This window comes from Pseudomonas sp. FP2196, assembly GCF_030687715.1.
Taxonomy (GTDB): Bacteria; Pseudomonadota; Gammaproteobacteria; order Pseudomonadales; family Pseudomonadaceae; genus Aquipseudomonas.
On record NZ_CP117445.1, the window covers coordinates 2,896,024 to 2,920,743 of the forward strand.

Annotated in this window: 21 protein-coding genes and 1 pseudogene; 8 read left to right on the plus strand and 14 right to left on the minus strand. The window is 58.4% G+C overall.

The genetic code is table 11. The features are described from left to right. Window positions 1-232 precede the first annotated feature (232 nt). Window positions 233-1,315, minus strand: a pseudogene (locus PSH79_RS28175) (cache domain-containing protein); the annotation flags it as partial. 382 nt (window positions 1,316-1,697) lie between these two features. Between PSH79_RS28175 and PSH79_RS12975 the strand changes: the two are divergent. Continuing rightward, the gene (locus PSH79_RS12975; protein WP_305443479.1) at window positions 1,698-2,231 is read left to right on the plus strand and encodes a hypothetical protein; all 534 of its coding nucleotides are present in this window, start codon (window positions 1,698-1,700) and stop codon (window positions 2,229-2,231) included. A 42-nt stretch (window positions 2,232-2,273) separates the two neighbouring features. Here the strand turns inward: PSH79_RS12975 and PSH79_RS12980 are convergent, their stop codons facing one another. The 5 genes from PSH79_RS12980 to PSH79_RS13000 are packed head-to-tail and all read right to left on the minus strand — an operon-like array spanning window position 2,274 to window position 9,325. Further along, the gene (locus tag PSH79_RS12980; RefSeq protein WP_305443482.1) at window positions 2,274-3,197 is read right to left on the minus strand and encodes a GNAT family N-acetyltransferase; all 924 of its coding nucleotides are present in this window, start codon (window positions 3,195-3,197) and stop codon (window positions 2,274-2,276) included. Then, on the minus strand, window positions 3,175-4,485 hold the full coding sequence (locus PSH79_RS12985; RefSeq protein WP_305443484.1) for a phenylacetate--CoA ligase family protein: 1,311 nt from the start codon (window positions 4,483-4,485) through the stop codon (window positions 3,175-3,177). The genes PSH79_RS12980 and PSH79_RS12985 overlap by 23 nt, the downstream gene beginning before the upstream one ends. A 44-nt stretch (window positions 4,486-4,529) precedes the next feature. Next, window positions 4,530-6,935: an aldehyde dehydrogenase family protein gene (locus PSH79_RS12990; RefSeq protein WP_305443485.1), complete on the minus strand. Its 2,406-nt coding sequence runs from the start codon at window positions 6,933-6,935 to the stop codon at window positions 4,530-4,532. A 1-nt stretch (window position 6,936) separates the two neighbouring features. Continuing rightward, window positions 6,937-8,067 carry an acyl-protein synthase gene (locus PSH79_RS12995; RefSeq protein ID WP_305443486.1) on the minus strand — a complete coding sequence of 377 codons (1,131 nt, stop codon included), beginning with the start codon at window positions 8,065-8,067 and terminating at the stop codon, window positions 6,937-6,939. Between the two features lie 10 nt (window positions 8,068-8,077). Beyond that, the gene (locus PSH79_RS13000) at window positions 8,078-9,325 is read right to left on the minus strand and encodes an MFS transporter (RefSeq protein WP_305443488.1); all 1,248 of its coding nucleotides are present in this window, start codon (window positions 9,323-9,325) and stop codon (window positions 8,078-8,080) included. Between the two features lie 85 nt (window positions 9,326-9,410). On the opposite strand from PSH79_RS13000, the gene PSH79_RS13005 reads away from it, so the two are divergent. Further along, window positions 9,411-9,587: a hypothetical protein gene (locus tag PSH79_RS13005; protein ID WP_305443490.1), complete on the plus strand. Its 177-nt coding sequence runs from the start codon at window positions 9,411-9,413 to the stop codon at window positions 9,585-9,587. Between the two features lie 11 nt (window positions 9,588-9,598). Here PSH79_RS13005 and PSH79_RS13010 read toward each other — a convergent pair whose 3' ends face one another. After that, window positions 9,599-9,739 (minus strand): hypothetical protein, encoded by a 141-nt coding sequence (locus PSH79_RS13010; RefSeq protein ID WP_187678336.1) that lies wholly within the window; start codon window positions 9,737-9,739, stop codon window positions 9,599-9,601. Between the two features lie 157 nt (window positions 9,740-9,896). Between PSH79_RS13010 and PSH79_RS13015 the strand changes: the two genes are divergently transcribed. Beyond that, on the plus strand, window positions 9,897-10,085 hold the full coding sequence (locus PSH79_RS13015) for a hypothetical protein (protein WP_187678337.1): 189 nt from the start codon (window positions 9,897-9,899) through the stop codon (window positions 10,083-10,085). Window positions 10,086-10,103: 18 nt separating this feature from the next. Here the strand turns inward: PSH79_RS13015 and PSH79_RS13020 are convergent, their stop codons facing one another. Continuing rightward, the gene (locus PSH79_RS13020) at window positions 10,104-10,481 is read right to left on the minus strand and encodes a fe2+ zn2+ uptake regulation protein (RefSeq protein WP_305443491.1); all 378 of its coding nucleotides are present in this window, start codon (window positions 10,479-10,481) and stop codon (window positions 10,104-10,106) included. A 301-nt stretch (window positions 10,482-10,782) separates the two neighbouring features. Between PSH79_RS13020 and PSH79_RS13025 the strand changes: the two genes are divergently transcribed. Then, complete coding sequence (locus PSH79_RS13025) at window positions 10,783-13,128, plus strand: acylase (protein WP_305443494.1); 2,346 nt, start codon at window positions 10,783-10,785, stop codon at window positions 13,126-13,128. Window positions 13,129-13,183: 55 nt separating this feature from the next. Here the strand turns inward: PSH79_RS13025 and PSH79_RS13030 are convergent, their stop codons facing one another. After that, the gene (locus PSH79_RS13030; RefSeq protein WP_305443495.1) at window positions 13,184-14,185 is read right to left on the minus strand and encodes a FecR family protein; all 1,002 of its coding nucleotides are present in this window, start codon (window positions 14,183-14,185) and stop codon (window positions 13,184-13,186) included. A gap of 152 nt (window positions 14,186-14,337) precedes the next feature. On the opposite strand from PSH79_RS13030, the gene PSH79_RS13035 reads away from it, so the two are divergent. After that, window positions 14,338-14,607, plus strand: a complete 270-nt coding sequence (locus tag PSH79_RS13035; RefSeq protein WP_305443496.1) for a PepSY domain-containing protein — start codon at window positions 14,338-14,340, stop codon at window positions 14,605-14,607. Between the two features lie 55 nt (window positions 14,608-14,662). Here PSH79_RS13035 and PSH79_RS13040 read toward each other — a convergent pair whose 3' ends face one another. Then, window positions 14,663-19,528 (minus strand): dermonecrotic toxin domain-containing protein, encoded by a 4,866-nt coding sequence (locus PSH79_RS13040; protein ID WP_305443497.1) that lies wholly within the window; start codon window positions 19,526-19,528, stop codon window positions 14,663-14,665. 215 nt (window positions 19,529-19,743) lie between these two features. Here PSH79_RS13040 and PSH79_RS13045 point away from each other — a divergent pair, with 215 nt between their 5' ends. Beyond that, window positions 19,744-20,784, plus strand: coding sequence for an Ldh family oxidoreductase (locus PSH79_RS13045; RefSeq protein WP_305443498.1), 1,041 nt, complete (start codon window positions 19,744-19,746; stop codon window positions 20,782-20,784). Window positions 20,785-20,844: 60 nt separating this feature from the next. On the opposite strand, the gene PSH79_RS13050 is transcribed toward PSH79_RS13045, so the two are convergent. Beyond that, on the minus strand, window positions 20,845-21,162 hold the full coding sequence (locus PSH79_RS13050) for a YqjD family protein (protein WP_305443499.1): 318 nt from the start codon (window positions 21,160-21,162) through the stop codon (window positions 20,845-20,847). Window positions 21,163-21,316: 154 nt separating this feature from the next. Here PSH79_RS13050 and PSH79_RS13055 point away from each other — a divergent pair, with 154 nt between their 5' ends. After that, window positions 21,317-21,571, plus strand: coding sequence for a hypothetical protein (locus PSH79_RS13055; protein WP_095189013.1), 255 nt, complete (start codon window positions 21,317-21,319; stop codon window positions 21,569-21,571). Window positions 21,572-21,584: 13 nt separating this feature from the next. Here the strand turns inward: PSH79_RS13055 and PSH79_RS13060 are convergent, their stop codons facing one another. Continuing rightward, a complete protein-coding gene (locus PSH79_RS13060) occupies window positions 21,585-22,493 on the minus strand; it encodes a LysR family transcriptional regulator (RefSeq protein ID WP_305443501.1) in 909 nt (302 codons plus the stop codon). An 84-nt stretch (window positions 22,494-22,577) separates the two neighbouring features. Between PSH79_RS13060 and PSH79_RS13065 the strand changes: the two genes are divergently transcribed. After that, window positions 22,578-23,501 (plus strand): carbon-nitrogen hydrolase family protein, encoded by a 924-nt coding sequence (locus tag PSH79_RS13065; protein WP_305443503.1) that lies wholly within the window; start codon window positions 22,578-22,580, stop codon window positions 23,499-23,501. 135 nt (window positions 23,502-23,636) lie between these two features. On the opposite strand, the gene PSH79_RS13070 is transcribed toward PSH79_RS13065, so the two are convergent. Together PSH79_RS13070 and PSH79_RS13075 are read right to left on the minus strand one after the other, a co-directional pair. Continuing rightward, a complete protein-coding gene (locus PSH79_RS13070; protein ID WP_305443505.1) occupies window positions 23,637-24,182 on the minus strand; it encodes a GNAT family N-acetyltransferase in 546 nt (181 codons plus the stop codon). A 53-nt stretch (window positions 24,183-24,235) separates the two neighbouring features. Further along, window positions 24,236-24,709: an LEA type 2 family protein gene (locus PSH79_RS13075; RefSeq protein ID WP_305443507.1), complete on the minus strand. Its 474-nt coding sequence runs from the start codon at window positions 24,707-24,709 to the stop codon at window positions 24,236-24,238. Window positions 24,710-24,720: the final 11 nt, after the last annotated feature.

Here is a 24,720-nt window from a genome sequence, read left to right on the forward strand (position 1 = left end):
TCTGCGCCACGCTTTCGGCGGTCGAACTCATTTCGGTGATAGCGGTAACGGTCTGATCGGTTTCCGAGGCGTGGCGCAGCAGGATCTGACTGGTGTGCGCCGAGGTGCGCTGCAGGTTGTCCAGACTCGACGCCATGGCGCCGGTGGCCTGGGTGACTTCGCCGATCATGTTTTGCAGGTAGGCGATAAAGGTGTTGACCGAATGGCCGATGGCGCCAAGTTCGTCTTCGGCGCGGATGGTGATGCGTCGGGTCAGGTCGGCATCGCCGCTGGAGAGCAGGTCGATATTGGCTTTCAAGGCTTTCATGCGCTGCACCAACTGGCGAATCGCATAGAGTTGCAACAGCACCAGCAGGATCACCATCGGAATCTGCAACAGGCTCAGCGTGCTGAGCACGTCGTCGCGCTGGGCGGTGAGCATTTTGGTCGGCAGGGCGGTGGCGAGGAACCACGGCGTGCCTTCGATCGGACGCATGAAGAAGGTGCTGGCCTCACCGTTGTTGTCGAACTCGACACGCTGCGCCTGATCGCGGTTTTGCAGCCCGGTTTTGACTTGACTGGCGAAGGTGGAGCTGGCGGCCAGTTCGCTGATGTTCTTCAGCACGATCGGGCCACTGATGCGCGAACTGTTGCTGATGATCTTGCCGTCGGCTTCAACGATCAGCATTTCAGCGTTGAGGTCTTTTTCCTTGCGGGCCACCAGGTCATTGAAGAAGCCCAGTGTCACGTCGATGGTCGACACGCCCCAGGCGTTGCCGTTCTTCTGGATGGCCATGGCGCAGTTGGTGCGCGGCTCGGCGCTGGCGTCGTCCTTGTAGGCCGCGGCCCAGGCGCACTGACCGCGTGGCGTAGCCATGCCGCCCTTGTACCAGCTTTGGTCGTAATAGTTGGGGGCCGCGTCACTGTTCCAGAACGTGTTGACCGCCAGTTTGCCCGAGGCATCGCGGTGCCAGAAGGTGCTGAACTTGTTGCGCCCGGTTTCACGCTGGCCCGGTAGAGGCCAGATGCCGCCGCCGAACACCTTCAGCTCGCCGTACTGATCCACCAGCCCCGGCAACACCGAGTCGATGGCCGCGCTGTCGAGCAGCGGGATGGTCTGGGTGATGCTGCGCTGTTGCGCCTGAACCTTGTTCAGTTCGCCCTGAATCTGTTCGGCGACTTCGGCGATGCGGTTGAGCACCACCTGTTCTTCGGTATGACGCAGCTTGGGAGCGACCAGTTGGCTGATCCCGACCACGGTCAGCACCGACAACAACAGAATGAACAGAACCAGAAACAGCGTGTAGCGAGCCTGAATGGTGCGGAATGCGGGCATGGGAGACCGGTCCTTGAGCTGCGTTTCTTATTAGGGGGAGGAGGTAAAACAGTGCGGGTATGCCTAACGTATCGTCGCTATGTCGAGAAGCTTTAGGTACAGACGTACTAAAAAGATACGACCCGACGGCCGGGAGGTATCCGGGTTGATACATACAAACTAACCAGCAGCTTGATTAGAGCAGAAGGCCTGGTCAGAACGTTTTGAGGGTTAGCTCAAGGGCCAGCATTTACGGGCATTCGATGGTTTGTATTGAGAATGTACGAGATTTGTAAGCAAACAGATAAAAAGGTTGGTGCCATCAGTTGGCCGGCAGATACTTCCGTGCACCAAAACAGGTCGACAAGGACTTTTTCATGACCGTTCTACAAGGAGCTCCCTCATGACTATCGGCTATACCGGTGCCTGGCAAAGCAAGGCAGGTTTACTGGTTCAGGACACCGGCAGCAGAGGCAAACAGGTGTCGCAAAGTACCAAAGTAAGGCAGATGCTGACCTTGGTTGGAAACGATCCCAATGTGCTCAACATTGCTGAGATGGACAAACAAAAGCTGCACAAGAACATCAAGGGTTTCGATCCGGATAACGTGTCAGCGAAGCAGTTGGGCAACCTCAGTACATTTTTGCGAAGCAAAGGTCTTATTTCCGATCTGACCGCAATGACCTTGCTCAATGCGGGTGACAAGTTTGATCGTTTCGGGGTGCAGAAAGACCCGGATGCGAAGTTCAGTGCGCTGGAATACTTCGCCACGCAACTGGATACCATTCAGACCAACGCCATCAGGGGCGACAAATACGCCAATGGTTTGATCCCCGAGTACAAAAAAGCCATTTATGTGCTGCAGAACCTGAAGACCTACGGCATGGGCAACGGTACGACTCCGCCAACCGACAAAGGCGTCAGATCCAGGGTTTGAGCCCAAGAGATTGGCCCGCTCGAATGTGAGCGGGCCAATCTTTCAGGTCGAGCAAACTTCGATTTTGCGCTGAACCTCATCATGCAGATGCTGCATGCGTGGGCAATGCAGTTCCAGCGCGCGTTGTCGCACGCCACGGTGAAACAGCGCGATCCAGTTCCCGTCTCTGCCGTCAACGGGTGCCAGCCCGGTAAATACAAATCCAATGGCCGCCAGTCTGTCCAGGTCGCGGGCAAAGTGCTGCGACAGTCCGAGCCGAATAGAAATCAACCAATGCTGCGGCAGTTGCTGTATCTGTTTGATCAGGCCGGGGGCTAATTCCTTGATTCGCATGTCATGCCGATTGGCGTGTTGTTCAAGTTGAATCGCCGGGCCACGCCATTGAGTCATTTGCGCCTGTGTACCGAATACCCGACACAGATGCTGCATGAAGGCCCGGCAACTGGCCGGCCAGGTCTGCCTGGGCAAAGGGCGTTGATAGCCGTCGATGACGCGACAGCCCAGGACAATCGATTCAGGCGCCGGGCAACCGAACGGTGAGGGCACGTAATCCGGCAACAGTCCGGTGTTGTGGAAGCCGAGGTTGGTCGCCATGCGCTGCGTGTACGGATGATGGGTCACCTGTTTGATGGATACGTCGTGACAGCCAAGCGCTTGTGCGTGCGCCAGCAGTTGCTGGCCCAGGCGTGTGGCGATGTTTTGCCCGCGGGTATCAGGATGCACCGCGCTCAATGCCAGCTCGGCGGTTTGCGAGTTGGTGTCGCGAAACAGCGTGGCATGGCCGCGAATCTGCTGCCCGACCACCGCGACAAGCGAGTGCCAGCGCTTGTCGGCGTGGTTCTGGCTGATCAGATGCGGCAGGTACACATGGGGCTGCACGTAATGGTCGCCATAGACCTGCCGGAAAAGTTGGCTGACGGCCGTCGCATCGGTTTCGCGATAGTTACGCAGGATCAACTGTTCCATCGATCAACTCCTTGTCGTTGTATTCGTAACGGCGCAGATCCAGCACGCGCAGGCATTTGCCCGAGCGGGGATGGCGTGGCAGATCTTCAAGTGTGCAGCAGCGCACGTGCAGATCCAGAAGTTGGTCTGCCTGCAGTTGCGTGATCAACGGGTACAACTCGATAAGCCCGGCCTCCAGCCCCAGGTTGACCTCGGCCATGGTGGTGGATTGCGCGGTTGCCACCCATTTGAGGCTCAATACGTCTTTGTGCGCGACCTGTTCTATGACCAGTTGCCAGTCATCACTGGCGGCGGTGCGTCGAACCAGTTCGGCGAGCTCATCAGGAATCAGCGACAAAATACCCACCCGTACCCGTTGGCTGTTCGCGCTGCGGCCCTTGAGTGCGAATTTGCGCTGCGCAGTGCCGGCGGGTTCACGCCAACAGGCGCGGTCGCCAACCGGGTAACGAATCAGCGGCATCAAGCGCCGGTTGACGTTGGTGATCACCAACAAGCCGGCGTGATCGCACGCCTCGATGACCTCACCTGACTGCTCGTCGATGATCTCCAGAAGGGCGTGACTGTCATGCATGCGATGTTCGCCGTCGGCACAGTCGCTATGGTTTGCGCCGATGAAGCCGGCATCGACGCTGGCGTAGCCTATGGAGCTGATGCGCGCATTGGGAAACGCCCGGTTGAGGAGGTGGCGCTGTGAAGCAAACAGGCTTTCTCCACCATAGAGCAGGGTATCAACGCCGGGCAGTGTCTGCGCCCGATGCTTGAGCCAGCTCGCAAAGGTCAGCAGGTGTGCGGGCAAGCCCGCCAGCACATTGATCCGATTCTGCGTGATCGCTTCGGCCAGAACGGCCGAATCGACGTCGCCAGTGAATGGAAACTCGGTGATGTTTTCAGCGACATTTGCCAGGGAGTCGTGGATGAACAGGAAACTGGCGTAGAGATCACCTGCAAAGAACAGGTTGGCCACTCGGTCACCGGATTTGAATTGCCAATTCAGGCTGCTACCGAACTCACGCACCAACCGGCGCCATTCATCCCGGGTATACACCGACAGTTTGCCGGCACTGTTTGAACCGCCGGTTTTAAATACCAGTGCCTGTTCTACCGATCCTGTCAGAACCGGCCAATGACTGAGGATCTGACTGTCGCTCCAATATTCAACCGGATCAATCAGTGGTAGTTGTGTGAGCGATGTAATTGCGTCGGGAATATCAGCCAAGTGTTTCCCATAGTAGTGCGAGTGATGGCGAGCAAACGTTATCAACTCGTTTACGCAGTCAGTTGTTTTCACAGCGTTCTCTTTTTTCAATAAAGGGCTAATCGAATTCGTGGTTTTTATTTACGTCGCGAATCAATCAATAGCGGGGTTTTGCCGCTGTGTTTGTTTCGAGTGAAGTTTTGCGTGGCGCAGACCTCAACTTCCAGAACCAACAGAGCGGTTTCAATAACGGTCGTCAGCGTCGGGTAATTTGCCAACCGGGCCCGGACTTCCTGGGCGTTGAGCTCGCTGCGCAGCTGCATGCGCTCGAGGCCGTCGGGCGCATGATCGAGCAGCAGTTGAAACGGTACTTGCAGGTGCGACGCCAATTCGCTCAATGAAATGAAGTCGGTGCCGATGCGGATCAGCTTGCCGTGACGTTGCAGCAGTTCGAAGCGCGGTGAGGTCAGTCCGCAGGCGCAGGGGCCGGACAACCAGCGTCCGCTGTCACCGACGTCGTACCGCTGAACGTGCTGCCCTTCCCGTGCGATGGAGGTGAACAGCAGTCGGCCGATTTCATCGCCAGCGACGGGTCGATCATCGTCGAACGCAACGATTTCCAGCTGCTGGGTGTCGGTCATCAGATGGAACACGCCATCGCCTGTCGCTTGGCAGGCGTGACCAAGAGGGCCGGCGTCGACGCTGCCGTAGATCGCCGAGCGGATGCTGGACACGCCGCAACTGCGCAGCAGTGCCCGGCTCTGTTCGCTCAGGTGCTCGCCGCCGAGATACACCTTGTCGATCCCGCCATAGGCTTGCAGTCGTTGCCGTTCGTTGAGGAACAGGCGGTGCAGGGTACTTGGCATACCCATCAGTACGGTCACGCGCTGATCGACGATCAGTCGGGCGATTTCACGGTAATCATCGTCGGTCGGGGCACCCATGGGCAGGTGCGTGATGTCGAGCAGTTCGAGCACTTTCGCAAAGCTCAGGAAGCCACCGTACAGCCCGCCGCAGAAGAACAGATTCATTACCCGATCCCGCGATGGGTCGAGGCCAGCGGCGAACAAACCGTCGGCGGTTGCGCGCATCTGTCGCTGGAAATCGCGATGGCTGTAACCCGACAAAGCCGGTGTACCGCTGCTGCCTCCCGAACGGAAATACAACTGGGCTTGTGCGTTGATCGGCTGGGCGATGAACGCGTCTTTGTTCATGATCGGCTGGCCGGGCAGCAACACGGGCGTTGGCGTCCGGTCGAGGGTGACATGGTTTGCCAGCACTGCGGCAGGCAAGCTGACAGACACGCGCCGGCTAAGCCGTTGCAATGCATAGACACCATCGTGCGGCTCGCCGTCATAGCCATCGTGGATGCCGTCGATTGGCGCGATACGTGTCACACCGGCAGACATCAGCGTCCGGGCCAGTTCGCCGATGTGCGAGTCGGCGCACAGCAGGGCACAGCTTTGCAGGACATTACGCCATGGCAGCAGAGAGGCTGTGATCAGCGCTCGGGGCACGGGATGCAGCAGCACACTGCGAAACAATGGCGAAGGACCGAGTTGGCGCTCATGCGCCCAGATTACCCGCCAGCCTGGTGCGCTCCAGACATGGCCGGTTTGATCGGCAAAACTTTGCGCCAGCCGGGACATTTGCATGTGCGTGGTGATTTGCGACGCCTCTTGAGGTGTGGGCAGCAGCGCCGGCCATTGCCCGCTGCGCCGTTCGAAAGCCGCAGCCAGGCGTTCACCGATGTCGCGCAGCACTGCCGGGTCGTCGCTGTCCACCAACACCCATTGCGGGCTTGAGCAGGCCTGCTGATCCAGCCGACAGACTTCATCCGCCACAGCGTCCAATGCCTGCGACGTGGCGGCATCGACTGTCAGGTAGACGAAGCTGATGCGGTGTCCCCAATCGATCCAGCGGCAGCCCGCTGGAATCTGTTGACGAATCGCTTGCAGGGCCGATTCACCGCCCCAGGCCGCGACACCGTTGGCGCGTTGGCACAATCGGCCAATCTGCGCAGTGCCGACCGGCAATACGGCCACGTAACCGGCGAGTTGTCCGCTCGGGTCGCATTGCAGCAAAGCGTCGAGCAGTCGGGCGGTCAGATGCTGATCGCTGCTGCTGGGGCGCAACCAATTGACGTTGCCCGCCAGCAGACTTTCCAGTACCGCGCAGAATGCCAGCAGCGGCGCGTTACCCGGGGTGATGTGCACCACCAACCCCAGCGGACTCCAGCATTCGAAGCGCGCTTGCCGATAATCGATCCGCCGCAAAGAGTCGGGTTGCGTGCCGAGTTCGCGTTGCAGTTTGACCTGCAATTTTTCCGCGGCGCAGAAGTCGATCAGGCTTTGTCGTTGTTCGTTATCGAATGCGAACTTGTCGGGGGTGTCGCGCAATTGCTCGGCGAAGCGTGTGGCGGCGGTCACCACCGTACTGCTTTCAAGCGGCGTACTCAGGTGCTGGGCAAGATCCTGTTGGAGGCATTCAAGTGCGTCTTCGAAGTTGTAGGTGTCGTGCAGATGCCCATTTATCAAATACATCTCAGTGCCCCCCCAGCAATTCGGCTGCCGCCATCGCGCAGCTTCTGCCCGCCGTTGTACCGGCGCGGCCATGCAGTTCGAACCAGTCGTTGGCCAGTCCGCAGCCGCAACTCGCGCCGGGGTGTAGCGTGGCCAGGTCACTCATGACTACGGCATGCGCAGGGCTGGACGAGATATAGGGTGAGACAAAGCTCAGCAAACCTTTTTGACCGTAGGGCAGGAGGGATAAATCTGCCGGATTGCGAACAAATACCTTCGAATAGACCGGGACATGGAAACGGTGCTGAGAACATTCGATGTAAGGCACTGCGTGCTCGACGGCGCCGTAGCCATCGCGACAACGGGACGTTTCAATGCCCAATTGCCGGTGGATGCGGGCATAGAGCTGTTGTCTGGGGATCTCGTCGGCGGCCTGGGTTTTCCAGCCACCACCGAAGAAGGCCAGCGAGTCTGCGGGCAATTGAATATTGCCCACGCCGGTGTCCTGCATGCGTTGCAGGGTTTGCCAGAGAAAGGCCGGAAAGCCGAGGATGCGCACCGGCAGACCTTCTTCGGCGAACGACTGCAAGGCCTGGATGACGCCGAACACGTCAAATTGATGGCCGTTACCATTGTTGCGCAGGGCGTAGACCACGCGATGGGGAGGTGCGAAACGACACAGAAACTGATCGGTGAACGAGGTCCCCAAGGTGATGTGGCCTTGCGGCTCATAACTGAGCAGCAGGTAGTTGCTCGGCGTGTCCGGGGTGTCCCAGCCGTAGTGACGAAAAATCTGCGCGACCATGAATTGAGCGGCGGCCAGGCTGCGCTCGTCATAGCGCATGCGACTTTTCTGGCCGCTGGTGCCGGAGGACGTCAATTCCAACGCATCTTCACCAACGCTGCTGAGCAGCAGTTTTTGTTTGAAGTAGTTGGCAAATATCGGCGGCAGGCGTGACCAGTCATCGAGACCCTCCAGATCGTGCGCGTCGAGTCCGTTGGCATTCAACCAATGTTCGTAGCCGGGTGTGTGCTGGCAGTGAAACCGGCTGATTTCGGTCATGGCCTGGTTGAACAGGTCAGGCGGCACTGAATCCGCGCAATAGGGGTGTGTCAACGCGCAGAGTGCGTCACTTGAGGGTAAGTGGATCATTAATATTCCTTTATCGAATTGGAGCAGAGGCAGTTTTTGCACCATGCAAGAAACCGTGCAGCAAGGGCAGGCACAAAAGGCCGCTGAGCGCGGCACACAGGGCGAATAATTCAAGACGAGTGCCACCGCCGATGGCGGCAATGATTGAGCCGCCAATGCCCATCACGGCAATCGAGATCATGCCGATCATGGCCGAGACCAGACCTTTGCTGTCGTCCGTGCTGAACAACGCCAGGCGATACAACGCGGCATTGCTGATGCCCAGTCCCACGGCGTATAGCGCCAGACTGCACACCACTGGCGCCAAACCGGCGCCGAGCAACGCACAGCCCATCAGCGCCAACAGGCCCAGGCAGAGCGGCCAAAGCGCCAGTCGAATCAAGCGGGGTAGCGTGTGAGTGACCAGCAAGCGGTCGAGAATCAGATTCCCGACAATCACGGCTGAGAAGATCGGGATTTGCCACAGGCCGTATTGCAGGGATGTCAGGCCCGACACCTGGATCAGCAGCAGCGGCGACAGCCCGATCCACGCGATCAGCGGCAAGCTCATCAGGCCCAGCGCCAGGCTTGCGCCAAGGAACCTGCGGTTGCCGAGCAGGGCAAGGTAGCGCTGTCGCGTCTGAGCAAGGGAAAAAGGGCGCGACGCTGGTTGGTACCCATCCCGGCGCATAACGCCTACGGTCTCCGGCATGCAGGCGTACAGCCCCAGCCAGACGGCAACGGTTATCAAACCCAGACCCAGAAACAATTCGCGCCAAGTCAACCATTCCAGCAGCAGGCTGCCGAGTAAGGGGCCCAGTAACGGTGACAGCAGCGCAACATTGCCGAGCAGAGCCATCAGGCGCACGGCATCCGCCTCGCAGAATACTTCTTGGAGCGCCGGATAACTGACCGCCACGACAAAACCCAGGCCCATGCCTTGTACAAGACGCAGCAGATTGAACGCTTCAATGCTGTTGGTGATGAATGCCGCTGAGCAGGACGCGGCGAACAGTGCGCAACCGCAAAGCAATACCGGCCGTCGACCCCATTGGTCCGACAGGGGCCCGATCAGCCATTGCAGGCAGACGCCACCCAGCAGATAAAGATTGAACGCGTTGGGAACATGATGGGCATCCGCTTTTAATTCTGCGGTGACGTTCAACATGGCCGGCATAATCAAGTCGCTGGCCATATAGGTCAGAAGTTCAAAAACGGTGAGCGCCAGACAAAAGCCGATTAATTGTCTGGGGCCGGTTTTTATTAATGTTCTGTGCATGGACATCCCTGTTTAAAGTCTCGAAAGAGTTGCCAGAGACTAGATGCAGATGTTCGCGTCGCCTAACGCTTTGCTGAGACATTAAATGTCCAATGCTTTCAGGTTGTTTAATGGATCCAATGTTTCCGTAGTGCAGGAAGTTGCCGGCGGCTGGCAAGTTTCGAAGCAAAACAATGCCCGCGAAGTGGCGGGCATTGTTTTCAAGTTGATCGGGGTTGGGGTGTTCCTGCCCGGTACATTTCTAGTCGGGCGGGCGGGGTGAGTTGTCCTGTTCTAGCGGTGTTGATAATAGCCAGGGCCTCCCTGGTAAAAACGATGATGATCGCCATGCCCACCGCCGTGGGGGAAGATGATGCAACCACTCAGGGTCAGCAGGGCGAGAACGGGAATCAGCCAGGTGATTCGACGCAGCATTTGAAAGTTCCTCATGGTAATGCCGTCATGAAGCCAAAACTCTTCATCGGCTGTAACATGAGACCCCGATTGCTGCGGCGCATCCCCGTAAAACGGTAAGTGCATGGCATGCAAGCAGATACAAACCGGATACATTCCAAAGTTTCAGGAAACCGCAATGACCCAGAAGCAACGCTTGATTTATTCGATTCTGATCGCCGTGTCTGTGCTGGCGATCATGCTCGGCCTGTCCTGGCTGCAAAACGCCGGGAAGATCGATGAAAAGACGTTCCAGTACATTGCCATTGGTGTGGCAGTGGTCGTGGTGATTATCAACGGCGTGATGCGCCGCAAGGTCAAACCCTGACGGCGATCGCCAAGCGCTTCAGTCGTTGTTGAGGACGGCAGCAGCCTGTGGATGCAGGCTGTAGCTCTTGTCGGCATTGAAGGTGATCACCCCCTCGGCGCACAGACGTTTGAGCACTTCGCGCACACTGAGGAAGGACAGTGGAATATCCAGGTCCAGCAATTGGCTGTGGACGCCGCGCACGCCCAGGCGACGGTCGCTTTGCGCCGCAACCAGCAGGGCATCAATGACTTTCAGACGAATCAGGCTGGTGCGCAGCCCGAAACTTTTCAGCAGCAGGCGGATGCGTTCGTTGCCGTGACGCTCGACGCGTTGCCCGAAATCGCTCGCGTGGGGGCTCATGGAAGCTCCTTTTGGGGCCTGGCTACCGTCCGTTGGTAGTTGCGAGTTGTACATGCGATTACTCCTTTTCAGAGCCTGATCGGGAAAGGTTTTTGTGAACTCTCTAAACAAGACGTATCAGCTCGACAAATCATGAAAGAAAAAATGTAGAAAATTTGTCGGATATTCGTCCTTTCCCTGTAATCACAGGAAAAAAACACCCTGCATCGACCTAAATTTTTTTCTCCCGCTTCGTTTTCAGGACAGGCTCATTGCGCGTGGACGCGTGGGTGTTTCCAGAGTGGATCCGCTGCCCGACCTATTCTTCGCGCGGCAACGCCAGATCCGCTCTTCGGCATTTCGATCAGGAGCGAGCGTGATTATTTCCAGGCAATTAACCGGAGTGACCCTAGCCGGTATGTTTTTCGGGCTGAGCCTGTCCGCTCAGGCGTTCAGCCCGGCCGTTGATACCAGTGCGCAGATCCGCCGTACCGGTTTTGGCGTGCCGCATATCCGTGCGCAAGATGAACGCGGTCTTGGTTTCGGCATCGGTTACGCCTATGCGCAGGACAACCTGTGTCTGCTGGCCAACGAGATCGTCACGGTCAATGGCCAGCGCTCACGTTATTTCGGCCCGGATCAATTCACCGTCGAGCAGCGCGAAAACCGCGTCAGCGATGTGTTCTTCACTTGGCTAAACACCCCTGAGGCGGTCAACACGTTCTGGCAGGCACAGCCTGCCCAGGTGCGTGATCTGGTCGAGGGGTATGCCGCCGGCTATAACCACTACCTTGCCGAACGCCGACCGCAAGGCTTGCCGCAACAATGTCAGGGCGAATGGGTGCGTGACATAGCGCCTGAAGATCTGGTGAAGCTGACCCGTCGTCTGTTGGTAGAAGGCGGTGTCGGCCAGTTTGCCGAAGCGCTGGCGGGTGCCACACCGCCAAAGGCGACGGCACAGGTTGAGCACGATGCACACGCCTACCAGATCGCGGACGCCCGCCAGCAGCGCTTTGCCCTGGACCGTGGCAGCAACGCCGTGGCGGTGGGCAGCGAGCGCTCGTTCAACGGCCGCGGGATGCTGTTGGCCAACCCGCACTTCCCGTGGGTCGGCGGCATGCGTTTCTATCAAATGCACCTGACCATTCCCGGCAAACTGGATGTCATGGGGGCAGCCTTGCCGGGCTTGCCGATGATCAACATCGGCTTCAACCAGCACCTGGCCTGGACCCACACGGTCGATTCCTCCAAGCACTTCACCTTGTATCGTCTGCAACTCGACCCAAAAGATCCGACGCGTTATCTGCTCGACGGCCAATCACTGCCGATGAGCAAGCAGACGGTGACCGTGCAGGTCAAACAGGCCGACGGGCAGGTGGTACCGGTCACGCGCGAAATCTACAGCTCGAAATTCGGGCCGATTGTGCAATGGCCGGGCAAACTCGACTGGGACAATCAGTTCGCCTACAGCCTGCGTGATGCCAACCTCGATAACGATCGCGTGCTGAAACAGTGGTATGCAATGAATCAGGCCGCCACGCTCCAGGATTTGCAGGATTCGGTGCACAAGATCCAGGGCATTCCATGGGTCAATACGCTCGCTGTGGATGACAAGGGTCAGACGCTGTACATGAACCTGTCGGTGGTGCCGAACGTCAGTAATAAAAAACTGGCCAAGTGCAGTGACCCGCGCGCCGGTACGCGGATGATCGTGCTGGACGGATCCAACAGCGGCTGTGCCTGGGACATCGACCCGCAAGCCGCGCAGAAGGGCATTTATGCGTCCAGCCAATTGCCGCAATTGCTGCGCAAGGACTTCGTCCAGCACTCCAACGATTCCGCTTGGCTGGCCAACCCGGCGCAACCGCTCACCGGCTTCTCGCCGCTGATCAGTCAGGAAGGGCAGCCATTGGGTCTGCGTTCCCGGTTTGCCCTGGATCGCCTTGCTGGCCTGAGCAAGAACGGTTCGGTGGCGGTGAAGGATCTGCAGCAGATGGTGATGGACGATCAGGTGTATCTGGCGACGCAGGTTGTGCCGGATCTGCTGAAGTTCTGCGCCGCGGACCTTGGCGCCGACGCGCAAGCACTGAAGCCGGTGTGTGCCAGCCTCAAGGCGTGGGACGGGCGGGCCAATCTGGATTCGGGGTCGGGTCTGGTGCATTTCCAGAACATCATGCAAACACTGCAAGAGTCAGCGGATATCTGGCGCGTTGCCTTCGATCCACAAGATGCGCAACACACACCGCGCGGTCTGGCTGTCGATCAACCAGCGGTGGCCAAGCAATTGCGCGCAGCAATGCTGGCGTCGGCCGAACTGGCAGGCAAGATGGGCCTCACGCCGCAAACCCGTTGGGGGGATATCCAGGTGGTCAGCAGCGGCGGGCAGCAGACGCCGATTCATGGCGGGCCGGGCACTTTGGGGATCTACAACGCGATCCAGAGCGTGCCACGCGAGGACGGCAAACTTGAGGTGGTCAGCGGTACCAGTTACCTGCAAGTGGTGACGTTCGATGACAAAGGGCCGCGCGCACAAGGATTGCTGGCGTTTTCATTGTCCAGCGATCCGGCATCGAAGTATTCGCGCGATCAGACCGAGGCATTTTCGAAGAAGCAGTGGAGTGTGCTGCCGTTTACCGAACAGCAGATCAAGGCAGATCCGCAGTATCAAGTACAGACCATTCGTGAGGCGGTGGACAAGGCGGGGAAAGTCGCCGCGCAGTAAACACAGCATGAACTGAAACACAATTGAAGGCCGCATCCCGAAAGGGGCGCGGCCTTCAGTTTTTTGGCGGTTGTTGCGGCATCGGATTGATCACCGGGTTGCCTTCCTTGTTGCGTGTCAGGTAGACGGGCAAGACTTTTGGCAGGGAGTTGGCCAGGTTGTTCAGCTCTTTGATATTGTAGATGCCGCCCACCCGAATCAAACCGGTACTGTTGTCAGCAAGCATCAACGGCTTGTCCAGGTAACGGTTGATCAGCGGCAGGGCTTCATTGAGCGCCAGATTGTCCAGCACCAGTTTGCCATTGCGCCAGGCCAGCGCCGTGTCGTTGGCGTAGGTCTGGCTGATCTGCGGTATGTAGTCGCCGTGTCTGTAACGCGCCTGCATGGCTGGCCCCAGACTCAAACCATCGCCCGGCAAAGCGGTATTACTTTTCACCAGCACCGAACCTTCTATCAGGTTCACCCGCACTTGATCCTCGTACATCCAGACGTTGAACCGCGTGCCCGTGACGCGGATCTTGCCTTCACCCGCACGGACGACAAACGGGTGCGCCATGTCGTGACTGACGGTAAAGAACGCTTCACCTTTTTTCAGCGTAACCCGTCGTTCGTCCTTGTAGTTGCTGAAGGTCAGATCAGTGTTCAGGTTGAGTTCGAGTTGGCTGCCGTCGTTCAAGGTGACCTGGCGCACATTGTCGGTGGCCGAGAAGTGCTGATAGCTGTTGGGCAGCCAGCCGAGGTTCCAGCCTGTATAAGCGGCCAGCGGCAATGCCAGCGCGCAGACACCTGCGGCGATAGCGTATTGGCGCCAAGCGCGCGAAGGCTGGCGAATCGGCACCGCGAGCGTCGGTTCCGGCCTGGGCAAGTGCTCGGCAACGTCCCAGATTTCCAGCATGGCTTCATACTCGAACGCATGCAGGGGATGCGCATCGTGCCATTGTTCGAATGCGCGACGCTCGTCGTCCGTGCAGTCGACGGCATGCAGACGCATGCACCAGTGCGCGGCGGCATCGGTGATCGCATCGTATTCGGCTTCCGAGAGGGTGTCTTGGGTCATTGACTCGTCCTGATTTCGCGCATTCTAACCTTGCCGGGAAGTTACCGAGAACAACCGTCATGGCATTTGCCCATCAAAGTGGAACTTATTTTTCGCTCAGACGCCCAAAAAACAGGACGCCAATGACCACTATCCATAAATGGAGTGAAAAAATGATCAAGAAGACTTTCGCCGCCCTGATTGCTACAGCCACTTTGCTGACTGCGGGTGCCGCGCTGGCGGACAAGCCGGGGGCTGGCTGGATTACCATCGAAAAAGCCATCGAAACAGCCAAGACCAAGGCCGGTTACGTGGAGATTTACAAGATCGAGGCGGATAACGATGGCTACTGGGAGGGCGAAGGGCGTAAAGCTGACGGCGTCGTCTATGAGTTCCGTATCGACGGTGCGTCGGGCAATGTGTTGCGTGACCAGAAAGACTGAGTTGCGTACTTGACTGAATGCGCAGGTTTAACCCCTGCGCATTTTTTTGCGTGTTTCAGGGCTGTGGCACCGGATCCAGATGCCGGCCCGTCTCGCAGATCAGCCGGGCGATGGAATCGGCGTTGCGCAGAATCACATCGATGCGCACATCCGGTGAGTTCTGATCAAGAAACGCGTTGCGTGCTTCGTTCAGGGTTGGGCTGGATGTCAGGTTGAGTATCGATTTGCTGAGGTCTTCAGCCCCCGGGATTTTGTCCAGACTGACGTACGAGCCTTTCTTTTTACTCCAGCGGGCAAACAGTTCTTCGCGGGGCGTTGCGAGTGACAGTGCCTGGGCCTGGAACATTTCCAGTTCGTGCTTCATGGCCAATCCATACAACGTGAAGGTTGTTATCAGGTCGTGAAACGGGCGGCGCGACTCCAGCGTGGCAAAGTCTTCGGCCTTGGAATATTGATGAGCGAACTCGTGGATCAATGTCGCGGCTTGAGCGTGACCATCAATGTCGAAAGGTTGCCCCAGCACCGTTTTGTACGAATCCAGTTTTTGGTTGAAAAAGTTTTCCGTGAAATGAACCATCTTGCGGTCGTCGTGGGTCAATACGAACGCAATGATGGGTGAAAACATCGTATTGGAGCCGACAACGAAGCGATCGGTGTTCATCAGGTCATCGTCGGGATCCACTAACGCCTGACAAATGGGCACAATCGCTTTGTTGAGTTTGCCCAGTAACCCGCTATCAACTTGCGTGACGCCAAAAAAAACTCTGAGAAATCCGTCCAGACGAGTGCCGGGAACATTCGCTTTCAACTGGGCCAGGTTATGCAGGCAGTTGAATGCATAAAAGCGCGCAAGATCGACTGCGTGTTGAATGACTTGCGCTTTCTGCGGATGATCGCGACGAATCTGCGCCATGCCGATCGCTTCGATGTTCAACATTGCCCTGCGATCCATCTCCAAGGCATAACGCTTGTGCAATTTTGAGATCGCTTTGCCGTAGTGCACTGCATGGCGATCAGGCGCCAGCACCAGGCGCGAGCCAGTCAGCCTTAATGACGGACCGGGCTGTCCATCGTTGAAGATCTGCCAGACTACGCCCGGTTGTTCGACACGATGAACCTTGCCGGCAATGGCCGTGTAGGTGTGTTTGCTGGTCGGGTCCTCGTACGTGCCGTTCTTCGCGTCCAGCTTCAGATCCTCGAGCGCTACAGCCGATGTTTCAAATGGTTGCAACTCGGTGCGCTGGGGCGAGGTTGTCCGGATCTGCGACCAAGTGGGGGCGACCAGTTCGGGTGGGGTCGTCGTGTGTGTGACGTCGATACTACCTTCGGGTTCGATTGAAGGGGGGCTCGGTATTTCGGTTGTCGTTTGCGCAGTCGTTTGCGTGCCGACCTGCATTACCGCAGCGTCTTCGATCGCCAGACGTCCCAGACTTATCATTTGCAGGCCACCGGCGATGAACGATTTCAGGGCCTGCGTCCAGTGGTGATCCTGCAGGTTTTGCGCCGAATCCTTGAAATCCTTATAGGCCTGCCAGAGAAACGTTACGTAAGAGAGTTTGCCCGGCAGCAGGCCCGAGATCAGGCTGGCGCCATGGCTGAACAGGCTTTTCGCCGCGTCCCAATCGGTTTGGGCGGTGCTTTTGGACTGGCAGCTCAACAGTTGCGACAGCAGCTTGAGGTTGTCGCTGAAGAACCTGTGTAAAAGATTGCCGGTGATGATGTTGCCCGACAGCGTCATTTCACTGACCTCGCCGATGCTCGACTGCAACAGCCCCCGAAACACTGATTGTTGTGCCTGCGGCAGGCGGCGAATCACCAGGTCCTGAAAACTGCCCGGTGTGTTCACTGCCGCGATCAGGCTTGCCTCGTCGGCAAATTCGCGCAGCAACTGTTCGGCATAAGGCGCATAGACGACCCGCGGCCCGGTATGGCCGCTGCCCGGGCCGATCACGTACACCCCCAAGGCTTCCACGGCTGCTGCGCCTGCGGTTTTGATCAACGACAACGGATACACAAGCGCATGGGCGCCTTCAACGGTCGTGCGCGCGATGCCATCCGGTATGTCCAAGACCTGACAGAGGTAATCGAAGGCGCTGCCGGAGAGTTGTTGTTGCAGTTTCAATCCATGGGCATGTTGCAGCAGTTGCCAGGGGAGCTGACGAATGAAACGTTGTTTGCGCTCTTTGGCCTCAGGGTGGCCATCGGTGAGTGCGTCCGTTATCGATTTGGCGAAGGTGGTGGGAATGTCCAGCGACAGCAACAATTGCCTGACTGTCGTTTGATTCAGACCATTCGGGAGTGTTTTCCGGGTTTTCGAGGCGACTGTGAAACCGGTACCCTGGGCAATGTTGATATGGTTCAGCGCAAACTCGGTGAGGGGGCGGGCAGGCCCGGCCAAAGCCAGATTGGGCGTGATTTCGATGTCTTGCGGTTCCAGTTTGCTGTCTTTGAATCGAGTGTCGAGCAGTGACTTCAACGTTCGGTTGACGTAGTCGGCCAGCGAAGGCATGCCGCTGAGGTAGTCCTTGTGGTCGACCACGCTGTGACGCCATTGCTCAAGCAGTTCGAGGTGTAATTGCTGCTCCCGCACCGGCGCCATTCCCAGCCATGCAGGAAGCGACTGCTGTTGATTGATGGCGTTCGCCAGGTGAATGGTGCGCAGCAGATTGGTATCGATGACCGTATGGGTCAGAGTGGCCAGCGCTGAAGTCAGTCCGCTTCGGTCTTTGAAGCGCTGACGAAGCTCGTCACACCGTGCAATGAAGTGCTCGATGCCTGATTGCACGCGGTTGTGCAGCACATTGTCTTCGATCAACCGCAAGGCACCCAAGGTGTATTGCTGATGAAATCGGCGTTCTTGTGGAAGCAGATTTTCCAACAGTGACAGGCGCTCCGCGCTGTCCTTGAGCCTTTGATTCAGCGCCTGTCGCGCTACCGCGATGCTCTTGAAGGCTTCCAGTCCCAGCGCGGGCGTCCACACAATCACTCTTCCTGAGTGCAAGTCGTCGAGGCCACCCCGTTCGGTCAGCAACACACAGTGGGCTAGCGTCGATGAATCCTTCCCGCCGGGAGTGTCCAGTGTGATCGACCAGGCATCGGGCCGAAAACCGTTGAGTGAACGCCGATTGTCGCGGCTGGGCTGATCGGAGTGGAACACGGTATCGACGATCATCTGTTCGGCGGCTTTCAGTGAACCACTGAGCACGCGCAAGGCCGCTTCACCCGTCACCCCGACAAAGAGTGAATGAGCCAGTCGTGATTTCATGTTTTCCAGGTAAGTGCGTTGTGCGTCGACGCGGGTCACGGGCTGGACTTTGAATGAACTGGTGAGCAAGGGCTCGATTTCTTCGCAGGTTCTCGCGATCGCTGCGGCTTTCTGCGCCCGCACTTCGGACGGTTGTTGAACTCCGGCCAGCACGGGGCGTGTGGTCCAGCGTTCACCGGCATCCAGTTCCAGCAGACGTTCATGAATCATCGCGCGAATATCCAGGGCCTTGTCGAACATGGCATGGATATCTACGGCGCCGTCGCTGTGACGGAACACCTGCAAGGCATATTCGATGCTCTGTCTCTGTTTGGTGATGATCGTCTCAAACAGCACTTTGAAAATCTCGCCGCCAACGCTTTCTCCGGTCACCTGCGGCCGGTCGAAGCTGATAAAGCGTTTGCGCTCTTCAAGGTCCAGCAACCCATACAGTTCGTCCTCGTGACCGGGCGCGCGGAACTTGCTCAACACGGTTCTCTTCAGATCGTTGTAATCGGCAAGCACCTGCAGCCCCATGGTCGGGGTGTAAAGGCAGGCGTCGGTGTGGCTGATCATCAGCGAGCCTGCCAGTTCGACAAAGTTGGGTTCGTATTCCCACAGACGCACGTTTTCGATGGTCGGCCGCCGGGTCGGCAGGGCTGCCGGGCGAATCATCTGATGCAGGGTGGCAAACTGGCTGGCATCGATGATGCCGGCTTCGCGCTTGAGCATCAGCTCGGCGCGTGCCTGTTCTTCCAGGGCTTCACCGAAAAATGTGCGTCGCAAGGAACCTGCCTTGGCGGGAGCCTCCCAATAGCGTTCCATTTCGCCAAACAGCAGGACCTTGAGTTTGCCCGATGCCTGTAGCAGCGCGTTTTCCCATATCGCCTGATCGCCTGCGAACGGTGCATGCCTGGGGTTGGAAAACTCATGCAGTTGGTCAGTCGGCCAACGTTGATGCCGATAAAGTGTCAGAACCGCCTCACTCAGGCTCGTAGAGTCGTGCCAGTGTCTGGCTTGCGGGACACTGTCTTTGACGGGCGCGACGGTGTAGAAATTGACCCGGGTCTGTGCCTGCTTGATGTTCGGCAAATCCGTCTGCAGCAGCTCATCAAGGATCGTTTCCACCAGGACCGTCAGCGAAGGCAACTGCTTCAGCTCGCCCAGCATGGCCTCGGCGTTCAATTGCTGGCACGCGAGGATTGCCGTCTTTTGATGCTCGAACACGTCGCCGTCGATGGTTTCGTATGTCAGCGTGAGGCTGCTTTGGTCGACAACCTGCCTGCGCTGGGCCAGCGAGAGAAAGGCCAATGTCTGATCCTGTTCGTCAGCCTCCTGCAAGCGCTTTTCGAGTAACGTTTTAAGAGTCGCAAGGCTGTCGTATTTCTTGATGCCGTCGTAAGGGGTGTAAAGGATGGCGCCCTTGTCGTCCGGGGTCTCGCTGAGTATGAAACTGCCCGCCAGCGTGATGGCGGGCGTCGTACCGGCAGCGATACGGATCTCTTGCGCGACCATGGACGGCGATTGCTTGTTGCGCAGCGCCTGTGTGGCCAGTTTTACATGGGCCAGCCAATCGAAGTCCTTGCTGTTGAGGTTGTGGGTTTTACCCAACGCTCTCCACTGGCCGGGAAAATTCAGGGTTTCAGGGAAAAGCAGCGGGGCGACGGGATCGGACATCTTCGACTCTCGGTAATGGCGCGCTCGGCGCGAGAAATGAGGCCCAAGACTAGGAGCAGAGGTCGACACCGAGGTGGTAGATAGTTATCGCTTGGCAAGTGTTGCAGGCATTGCTGCCGTCGAAGGGTTGACAGGGGGCGGGGGCGGCGTGGTTAATCGTTGGGCAAGTTGTCCGTACGCTGTTGTTCCCTCCAATAATCATTCTGGAGCTTCAGATGTCTGCGCCACACAATTCTGTGTCTTCTGCTGTCTCGTCATCGTTAACCATCGAAGCGCTGACGCAAATGCTTGAAACGATTTTTCTGCGCCACGGCACGTCCACCGAAGTCGCCCAGGTGCTGGCCGCCAATTGCGCTGGAGCCGAACGCGATGGCGCCCACAGCCATGGCGTATTCCGTATTCCTGGCTACGTCTCGACCCTCAACAGCGGCTGGGTCAACGGGCATGCCGTGCCACAGGTCGAAGACGTTGCCAGCGGATTTGTGCGTGTCGATGCCGGCAATGGTTTTGCCCAGCCTGCGTTGGCCGCTGCGCGGCCTTTGCTGGTGGAAAAGGCGCGTAGCGCCGGGATCGCTGTGTTGGCGATTCGCAACTCGCATCACTTTGCCGCGTTGTGGCCGGATGTCGAGCCTTTCGCCGATGAAGGACTGGTGGCGCTCAGTGTCGTCAACAGCATGACCTGCGTCGTGCCACACGGTGCCGATCGACCCTTGTTCGGGACCAATCCGATTGCCTTTGCCGCACCACGAGCCGGTGCCGCGCCGATTGTCTTTGATCTGGCGACCAGTGCCATCGCCCATGGCGACGTGCAGATCGCTGCGCGCAAAGGAGAAAGACTGGCGCCCGGGATGGGCGTGGACAGCCTCGGTCAGCCGACCCAGGACCCCAAGGCGATTCTTGAAGGCGGGGCGTTGTTGCCGTTTGGTGGCCACAAGGGCTCGGCGCTGTCGATGATGGTTGAGCTGTTGGCGGCGGCGCTGACCGGCGGCAATTTTTCTTTTGAATTCGATTGGTCAAACCATCCCGGTGCGAAAACACCGTGGACCGGGCAGTTGTTGATCGTGATTGACCCGAGCAAGGCGGCCGGGCAGGGTTTTGCCGAGCGCAGTGAGGAACTGGTGCGGCAGATGCACGGGGTTGGGCTTAAACGATTGCCGGGTGATCGTCGGCATTTGCAGCGGGCGAAGTCGCAGGTCGAGGGTGTCATGCTGGATGAACAGACACTGGTGCAGTTGCGGGAACTGGCCGGTTATTGAGTTTTGCGCAGACATGAAAAAGGCGAGCCAACAGGCTCGCCTTTTTTATTACGCCGAGGCTCAGCGACGGCCAAGCAACAAGCCGACCACCAGACCGAAACCGGCCGAGATCGCCACGGTCTGCCAAGGATGACCGCCGATGTAGCTTTCGGTGGCCTCGACAGCGGGTTTGGTACGGTCGCGCACGCTGGAGACCGAATCCAGCGCCTGTTGCAGCTTCAGGGCGATTTGCCCGCGCAGGCTCTCCGCTTCTTCGCCGACCAGTGATGCGCTGCTCTTGAGCAGTTTGTCCGACTCTTCGATCAGTGCCTGAAGTTCGCTGAAGGCTTGATCCTTGATTTGATCTTCGGCGGCTTGCACAGCGGATTTGCGGGCCATTGGGTGACTCCTTGCAGTTGAATGGACAGTGATCAATGGAGTGTGGCGCTTTGTAAAAAGTTGCACTGAATTTAGGTCAGGAATAAAAACCTGCGCGGGAGATTTCCGTCGAGCGTGTAAGATGTCGCCATTTTACGCAGCAGGATAATTCCCCATGAGTTTCAATCTGGCCGACAAATCCCTCGCAGAGCGCGCTGCGCTGGAAGACGAGAAATCCCGTCTGTTCGAACTCTGGCAGAACAATCTGGGCAAAGCCAAAGGTGAAGCCGCGCGCTTGTTCGGCGAACGCGCCAAGCGCAAGGGCAAATGGGCCGAGTGGGTCCGTGCGGAACTGGACGGCATGTCACCACCGGAGTTTGCCAACATGGTGCGCAGTGAAGTCAATCGTTTGATGGCGGCGAGCAAGTAACGCCGTTTCAGCCCTAGGTGAAGCACGCGACAATCGCCTCGCGGACTTTGACCACCACTGGATCGATCTGTGTGCTGGTGCGCCAGCCCAGTTCGATCGGGTAGCGCGGCAAGGCCAGCGGGCAGGGCAGCAGCGTCAGCCCGCTGAGCGCGGCGATACTCTCGGCGGCATGCGTCGGAATCGTCGCGACGGCCTGGCTGCCCTTCAGCAAATATGGCAACGCAGCAAAGTGCGTAGTCGAGGCGCACACCCGGCGACTCAAGCCCAACGCCGCCAGCCCTTCATCGGTGATCCCGATAAAACCACCGGACGACACCAGCAGGTGATCGCGGGCGACGAACGCCTCCAGATCGATCTGCTGCTGGCCGGGCGCAAGGCTCGCCGGGTCCACCAGGCACGCATAGCCCCCTTCACCCAACACCTGACGGCTGAGCAAGCGTTCGGCAAATCCGCCGGCGGTGATCGCCAGATCGATGCTGCGCTCCATCAGTGCGCGAGCGACGATCTGGCTGTGGGTCTGGTGAAAGATCAACCGCAGTTTCGGTGCGCTGCGGGCGAGTTCCTCGATCAACCGTCGGCCGTAGGCAATTTCGAAGTCGTCCGATAGCCCTACGGTGACCGAACGACCGTCGTAGTGACGCGCCGCCGGATCAATCATCGCCAGGCTCTGCCGGCATTTGTTCAGTGCGTCGCTGACCACCGGTTTCAACTGATTGGCCTTGAGCGTCGGCGCCAGTCCGCGTCCGGTGCGCACGAACAATTGATCGCCATAGACATCGCGCAAACGCCGTAGCGCCGCACTGACAGCCGATTGCGTCACGCCAAGGCGCAGTGCCGCGCGGCTGGCACTGGATTCTTCATGTAACGCTTCGAAGACTTTCAGCAGGTTGAGGTCGACTTCGGCGATATTCATATGGCTCATATCATTCAGCAGTGATCGGGTCTTTATTCATGATGGCTGTGCACCGGACAATCAGCAACATCTGAACCTGATGGAGTCATGATGATGCCAAGATCAATCGTTGCAGCCCTGCAGATCGGTGCCTTGCCCGGCGGCAAGGGCGAAACCCTGGAGCAGATCCTTCGCTGGGAAGCGGCGATCATCAAGTCCGGCGCGGCACTGGTGGTGATGCCGGAAGCGTTGCTCGGCGGGTATCCGAAAGGTGAGGGATTCGGTACCCAACTGGGCTATCGATTGCCTGAGGGGCGTGAGGCATTTGCACGGTATTTTGCCAATGCCATTGATGTACCGGGTGCGGAAACCGAAGCGCTGGCCGGTTTGTCGGCCCGCACCGGGGCCAATCTGGTGATCGGCGTGATCGAGCGTGCCGGCAGCACCCTGTATTGCACGGCGTTGTACTTCGATCCGCAGGCCGGACTGGTCGCCAAGCACCGCAAACTGATGCCCACCGGCACCGAGCGGCTGATCTGGGGCAAGGGCGATGGCTCGACGCTGCCGGTGCTCGACAGCCAGGTCGGCAAGCTCGGCGCAGTGGTGTGCTGGGAGAACATGATGCCGTTACTGCGCACGGCGATGTACGCCAAGGGCATTGAAGTCTGGTGCGCGCCGACCGTGGATGAGCGCGAAATGTGGCAGGTCAGCATGCGCCATATCGCCCATGAGGGCCGTTGTTTTGTGGTCAGCGCCTGTCAGGTGCAGGCGTCGCCGAATGAGTTGGGGGTGGAAGTGGCCAACTGGCCGGCGGATCGGCCGTTGATCGCCGGTGGCAGCGTGATCGTCGGGCCGATGGGCGATGTGCTGGCGGGGCCGTTGTGCGGGGAGGCGGGGTTACTCACGGCTGAAATTGATACGGATGAGTTGGTGCGTGCGCGGTATGACTACGACGTGGTCGGCCACTATGCGCGCCCCGACGTGTTCGAGTTAGCAGTCGACGAGCGCGCCAAACCCGGCGTGCGTTTCAACACATAATCCGCTGGCGGACACAAAACCTGTAGGAGTTAGCCTGCTCGCAATAGCGGTGTGTCATTAGACAGAGATTCTGACTCATCCGACGCTATCGCGAGCAGGCTCACGCCTGCAATGGATCGATGGTGTGTCTGTAAATCAGTGGCGTTGCAGCCATTCCTCACGGCTGATTTCCCAGACTTCCCGAGCAAAGCGTCCGCTGACGAAATCGTCTTCATCGGTACGAATCAAGCGCATCCCCGCACGCTCAGAAAGCTTGCGCGAGCCGATGTTCGGCGCCGCTTTCGGTACGCGCATCAAAGGGCGACCGAGAGTTCTGAACCAGTAATCGGTCACGGCCTCACTGGCCTCGGTCATCAAACCCTGGCCTTGCCACGCCGGCGCGAGCCAGAATCCACGGTGGTTGTCCTGTTGATCCATCAGGCTGATATTGCCGATCAACTGCTGCGGCGCGGCCTTCAGGCGAATCGACCAATGCCACTCCTTGCCAGCCAGCATCGCCGGCAGCGCAATGTCACGCAAATAGGTGAGGGCGCCATCGTCCGGGTAGGGCCAAGGGACAGCGGCATTGAGGTATCGCACCACTTCCCAGTGCGCAAACTGTTGCTGTACGGCCTCGGCATCCGCCAATTGCAAAGGGCGGAGGATCAGCCGTTCGGTGTACAGCGTGGGTGTGTCTTCCATAAACCTGCGGCCTCCATGAGTGTCTTTGATAGACGTGCAAAGCCAACGCATTTTTACCAGGTCGCGGCGCTGGCCTTGGGCAGGCTGAGCTTGCCACTGTCGTTAAAGCGCAGGGTGCCAAACAGCCCGCCGGCGAGTTTGCCGCGCAGCACGTAGGGCAGGTTGTCGAGGGTCTGCGTCTGGCTCAGGCCGAGGGTCTGGCGTAGCACGGAGAATGCGGAAACGCTGACCGGTACGCTGACGATGGCTTCAGAGAAACGCCCGATGGTGCCGCTCTGATCGCTCACGCCCGAGGCCAGCGGGTGGCCGTTGACTTCCAGATCCAGGGCAATGCCGTTGTAGTCGATGGCGGTTTCGTTGGGATTCTGCACGCGCAACTTGATGGCGAAACGCACTTCCAGGTCCTGGCTGGTCAGCGGTTCGATACCGACCACATTGATATTCACTGGATCACGATTGGGGAACAGCGCACAGGCACTGAGGGACAGCAGCAGTAGCGACAGGATGACGGCGTGCAGGCGGCGCATAAACAGTCTCT